Annotated in this window: 5 protein-coding genes; 4 read left to right on the plus strand and 1 reads right to left on the minus strand. The window is 70.8% G+C overall.

Going from position 1 to position 4,947, the window contains the following annotated elements:
• Window positions 1-428: 428 nt before the first annotated feature.
• A complete protein-coding gene (locus tag VFZ20_RS14160) occupies window positions 429-1,733 on the minus strand; it encodes a DUF4105 domain-containing protein (RefSeq protein WP_329684549.1) in 1,305 nt (434 codons plus the stop codon).
• A gap of 166 nt (window positions 1,734-1,899) precedes the next feature.
• On the opposite strand from VFZ20_RS14160, the gene VFZ20_RS14165 reads away from it, so the two are divergent.
• The 4 genes from VFZ20_RS14165 to VFZ20_RS32940 all read left to right on the plus strand — a co-directional run.
• Window positions 1,900-2,745: an SDR family oxidoreductase gene (locus tag VFZ20_RS14165; protein ID WP_329684550.1), complete on the plus strand. Its 846-nt coding sequence runs from the start codon at window positions 1,900-1,902 to the stop codon at window positions 2,743-2,745.
• Between the two features lie 75 nt (window positions 2,746-2,820).
• Complete coding sequence (locus tag VFZ20_RS14170; protein WP_329684551.1) at window positions 2,821-3,183, plus strand: hypothetical protein; 363 nt, start codon at window positions 2,821-2,823, stop codon at window positions 3,181-3,183.
• Between the two features lie 262 nt (window positions 3,184-3,445).
• Window positions 3,446-4,699 (plus strand): competence/damage-inducible protein A, encoded by a 1,254-nt coding sequence (locus tag VFZ20_RS14175; protein ID WP_329684552.1) that lies wholly within the window; start codon window positions 3,446-3,448, stop codon window positions 4,697-4,699.
• Window positions 4,700-4,803: 104 nt separating this feature from the next.
• The coding region (locus VFZ20_RS32940) for a type II toxin-antitoxin system prevent-host-death family antitoxin (RefSeq protein WP_414682940.1) at window positions 4,804-4,947 on the plus strand (144 nt) is incomplete at its 3' end.

Here is a 4,947-nt window from a genome sequence, read left to right on the forward strand (position 1 = left end):
ACCCCCCGACCCCCTGCCCCCGCTTCGCGGGGGAGGGGGAGAACTTCGCCTGGGCATCCGGCTGGTCCGTGCCGGCAGCAACCCGCCCCTCTCCCGGCCTCTCCCCGCTCGTTCCTCGCGGAGAGAGGAGACCCGCGCTTACGCGCGTACCCCCTAAGGGCAGGGTCTCGCCCGTTCGCCAACCCCTCCCCCGAAGTTGGGGGAGGGGTCGACCGCCGTTGCGAGGAACGAGCAAAAGGGGGTCGGGGGAGAGGGCCTCCCGTCGCGCAGCGACGGCCCCCGCCTGGCACGATCCCGCGGCTGCACAATCCCCCCTTCGCACGATCCCACGCCCAGGTGCAGTGAGCCCGTTCGAAGTCTATACCCTCTCCCGCGCAGTTTGCGGGAGAGGGTGCGAGCCTAAGCGAGCGGGTGAGGGCCCCTCGGCCCTACGCCGTCGCCCGCTGCCGCGCCCGCTTGGGCGTCCCTGCCCTGGCGGGCGGGGGCGGCGTGCGCGAGGCCAGCACGCGCACCACCAGCGCCAGCGCCAGGTTGATGGGCAGCGCCAGCGCGATCATCTGCGCGTTGCGCTGGTCCAGCCCGGGCAGCACCTGCAGCACAAACCCCAGCAGCGACAATCCCGCGATCACCGTCGTCAGCAGGCGGGCGGGGCGGGCGGCCCAGCGCGCGCCGTACGCCAGGCACGGCACCAGCAGCACCAGCGGCAGCGCCAGGGGCGACAGCTGCAGCAGGTTCTCGTTGCGGTAGGCGATGGAGTGGTTGGTCATCGTCCACAGCAGCACCAGCAGCAGCCCGCCCACGCCCGCCAGCAGCAGCCACAGCGTGCCGATCGCCGAGAACCCGAACCGCGCCCAGCCCGAGCGCGGCGCCTTGCGGCCCAGCAGCACCAGGATGCCCGCGATCACCAGCCCCGCCAGCAGGTAGAACGGCGTCCAGAACGGCGGCTCCGCGCGCTCCGGCCCGCGGCCCGGCGCGTCCAGCATGGTCCACTCGCGTGCCACCAGCGGCACGGGGCGGCCGGACGCATCGGCCACGCGCACGTTGCGCACCTGCTGCTGGACCTTGAACGGCAGGAACATCTCCTCCCACGCCGTGATGTTCCGGTCCGCCGCCGGCCCCAGCCCGCCCGCCAAGCCAAAGTACGACGCGCCGTCCGATGCGATCAGCCGCTCGCTGTGCCAGCGGTACGTGGTGCCCGTCAGGCTGTCACCGGCCGTGCGCCGCAGGGCGCCACCCGTTACGCGGTCCAGCACGTCGCGGATGCGCGTGGAGCAGTTGTCGCGGTAGTAGTCGTACAGGTACTCGCGGTTCTGCGGGAGCGCGTTGGTCTCCAGCAGCCCCTGCAACTCGCGCTTTTGCGCGGGCGTCAGGTTCAGCTCCTGGGCCCACATGGCACGGTTGAAGTACTGGTACTGGTACACCGTGTTCTGGATGCTCTGCACGCCCAGCTCGTACAGCCAGTTGCCCTTGAGGAACCGTCCCCAGTAGCCGGGCGAGCGAAAGTCGAACATCCCGTAGTTGTACACGCGGTCCGTGCCCCGCGCGGGATCGTGGATCCACAGGGCGTTGTGCCCGAACTTTTCCCACACCATGTCGCCCTGCCCCATGGTGAGCAGCACGACCGTGAGCCCCGTGTCGGGAAGCACGGGGGGCGGGGTCTGCGCGCGGGCCGGCGCGGCGGCCAGCCCCAGCGCCACGGCGAGCGCGGCGAAACGGCGACGGATGGAGGGCATGGGAATGCGGATCTCACGATGAAAGCGTTTGGTAACCCCAAGTTACCCCGGAACGGGGATGGTGCGCCATGCCGGCCGCACTTTCGCCCGTCCGCGCGGGGGCGTAGTCTCAACCCGGTCGGGAGATGGATGACGCGCGACGAACGTCTGGCCGTGAGGGGGCAACGTGTTCCGGGACGATCTGCTGGCGGGCAAGTCGGTGCTGGTGACGGGGGGCGGCTCCGGGCTGGGGCTCTCCATGTCCAAGAAGTTCGCCGCCCTGGGCGCGCGCGTGGCCATCACGGGCCGCAGCGCCGACCGGCTGGCCGGCGCCGCGGGCCAGATCGATCCCACGGGCGAGCGCGTGTTCACCACGCCGTGCGACGTGCGAGACTTCGCGCAGGTGGAATCGGCCATCGGGGCCGTGGCGGAGCGCTTTGGCGGCATCGATGTCCTCGTGAACAACGCCGCGGGCAACTTCCTGGCGGCCACGGAGGACCTGTCGCCCGGCGGCTTCAACGCCGTCGTGCAGACGGTGCTGTACGGCACCTTCAACGCCACGCTGGCTGTCGGCCGAAAGATGATCGAGGCGGGCCGCGGCGGCAGCGTGCTGAACATCGTCACCACGTACGCCTGGACAGGCTCGGCGTTCGTGGTGCCCAGCGCGGCGGCCAAGGCGGGCGTGCTGGCCATGACGCGGTCGCTGGCCGTGGAGTGGGCGGAGTACGGCATCCGCAGCAACGCCATCGCCCCCGGCCCGTTCCCCACGGAGGGCGCCTGGAACGCGCTGATGCCCACGCCCGAACTGGAGGCCGAGGCAAAGGCGCGCATCCCCATGAAGCGCTTTGGCGACCACGACGAGCTGGCCAACCTGGCCGCGTTCCTGGTGAGCGACGGCGCGCCGTTCATCAACGGTGAGTGCGTCACGATCGATGGCGGTGAGTGGATCGCCAGCGGCGGCGAGTTCAACGGCCTCACGCGCATGCCCCGCGAGACGGTCAAGGGCGCGCTCAAAGCCATGCGCGGAAAATAGTGCGTGAGTGCGTCGGTGCGTGAGTGCCGGAGTGGCTTTCGCGCGGCCGCATGGCGTCTGCTGCCGATCGGGCTGATGCTGATGCTGGGCGGGTGCAACCTGCTGGACTGCGGCGACGAGGTGACGCAGCGCGAGTCGCGGCCCGACGCGCGCGGCGCCGCGGTCGTCTACGTGCGCAACTGCGGCGCGACAACGGACTACAGCACGCAGGTGGCGCTGATCAGGCACGTGGATGCGCCGCCGCGCGACGGCGAGGTGCTGTTCGTGGTGGACGGCGACCACGGCGCGGCGCCGGCGGGTCCCGGCGGCGGGCCCGTGGTGCGCATCCGGTGGATCGACGTCAACCACCTGGAGATCGCGCACGATCCCCGCGCCCGCACGTTCCGCCATGAATCCGCGCAGGGCGCCCTGCGCGTGACCTACGTCCCGCTGCCGTGAACCGGGTGGCGGAGACGGGCTGGCCAAAGCGGGGCCCGCGTGGAGGCGGAGCGCCCCCCATCCCCAACCCTTCCCCCATAAACTGCATGGGGGAAGGGAGCAAACCGATGGGGCCGTTTGCGGTTGAAGCCCCACGCAGTTTGTGGGGCTTTCCGCAGTCGTTGCGGCGACTTCAGTCGCTCCGACCGGGACTGCTCCCATCGTCGCGCGAACCGACTTTCGCACTTTCGCACTTTCGCACTCTCGCACTCTCGCACTTGCCGTGAAAGCAGCCTTCCTTAGCATCGGTGACGAGATCGTCGGCGGGCTCACCGTCGACACCAACTCCGGCTTCATCGCGGGCGAGCTGCGGGCCGTGGGCGTGGACCCCATCTGCGGCTTCACCGTCCGCGACGAGGAGGACGACATCATCCGCGCCCTGGAGCAGGCCCTGCGCGAGGCCGACCTCGTCGTCACCACGGGCGGCCTGGGCCCCACCGCCGACGACCTGACGACGGCGTGCGTGGCGCGGCACGCCGGGCAGACGCTGGTGCTGGACGAGCCGTCGCTGGCGTTCATGATTGAGCGCTTCAGGCAGCGCGGGATGGAGATGCCGCCCAACAACCGCAAGCAGGCGCTCTTTCCCGCCAGCGCCACCGTCATCCCCAATCCCAACGGCACGGCGCCGGGCTTCATCTGCCCCGTGGAGGTGGACGGCCGGACGCGCCACGTGGCCTGCTTTCCCGGCGTGCCCAGGGAGACGCGCCACATGGTGATGGCCTCGCTGGTGCCGTGGGTGGCCGCGCGCCAGCCGGACACGCGCTTTCTGTCGCGCACCTTCAGCACGGTGGGGCTGGCGGAGAGCAAGCTCGACGAGCTGCTGGCCGGCGCCATCTCGCCCGACGAGGCGCGCGTCGCCTTCCGCGCATCCTTCCCGAAGATGTACGTCCGGCTGACGGTGCAGGGCGCGCCCGGCGAGGACCTGGAGGCGCGGATGGACGAGCTGGAGGCCCGCGTGCACGCGCGCCTGGGCGCCGCCGTCTACGCCGTGGGCGACGAAGGGATGGAGGAGACGCTGGGACGGATGCTGCGCGAGCGCGGCCTTACGCTGGCCGTGGCCGAGTCGTGCACGGGCGGCCTGATCGGCGACCGGCTGACGAACGTGCCCGGCAGCTCCGAGTACTTCCTGCTGGGCGTGGCGGCGTACTCCAACGGGGCCAAGATGGGCGTGCTGGGCGTCTCGGAGCAGACGCTGGCCGCGCACGGCGCCGTGAGCACGCAGACGGCGGAGGAGATGGCGGCCGGCGCGCGCCGGGCCGGCGGCGCGGACGTGGGCCTGTCCACGACGGGCATCGCGGGACCCGGCGGCGGCACGGCCGACAAGCCGGTGGGCACGGTGTGCATCGGCCTGGCGTGGGAGGGCGGCACGTGGTCGCGCCGCTTCGACCTGGGCAGCCGCGGCCGCGAGTGGATCAAGGCCACCACCGCGCAGATGGCCCTGGACAGCGTCCGCCGCTGGCTCCTCGGTGAGCTGTAAGCGTACGGTGTGTCACTTGTGTGCACAATTGGGTTTGGATACATTCCGGAGCAGGGCGATGCACCCGCCCAGGCAGGATCGAAGCACCCGGCAGGAGCGCATTCATGGTCGTACGATTGGCAGCCGAAGAAGCGAGTCAAAATCTTTCCGCGCTCCTTTGCCGCGTGCAGCACGGAGGTGAAACCGTGATTCTGGAAGAAGGTGGAAAGCCGATGGCAGCCGTGATCCCGCTGGAGCAGTACGAGAAG

The organism is Longimicrobium sp. (assembly GCF_036280135.1).
Taxonomy (GTDB): Bacteria; Gemmatimonadota; Gemmatimonadetes; order Longimicrobiales; family Longimicrobiaceae; genus Longimicrobium.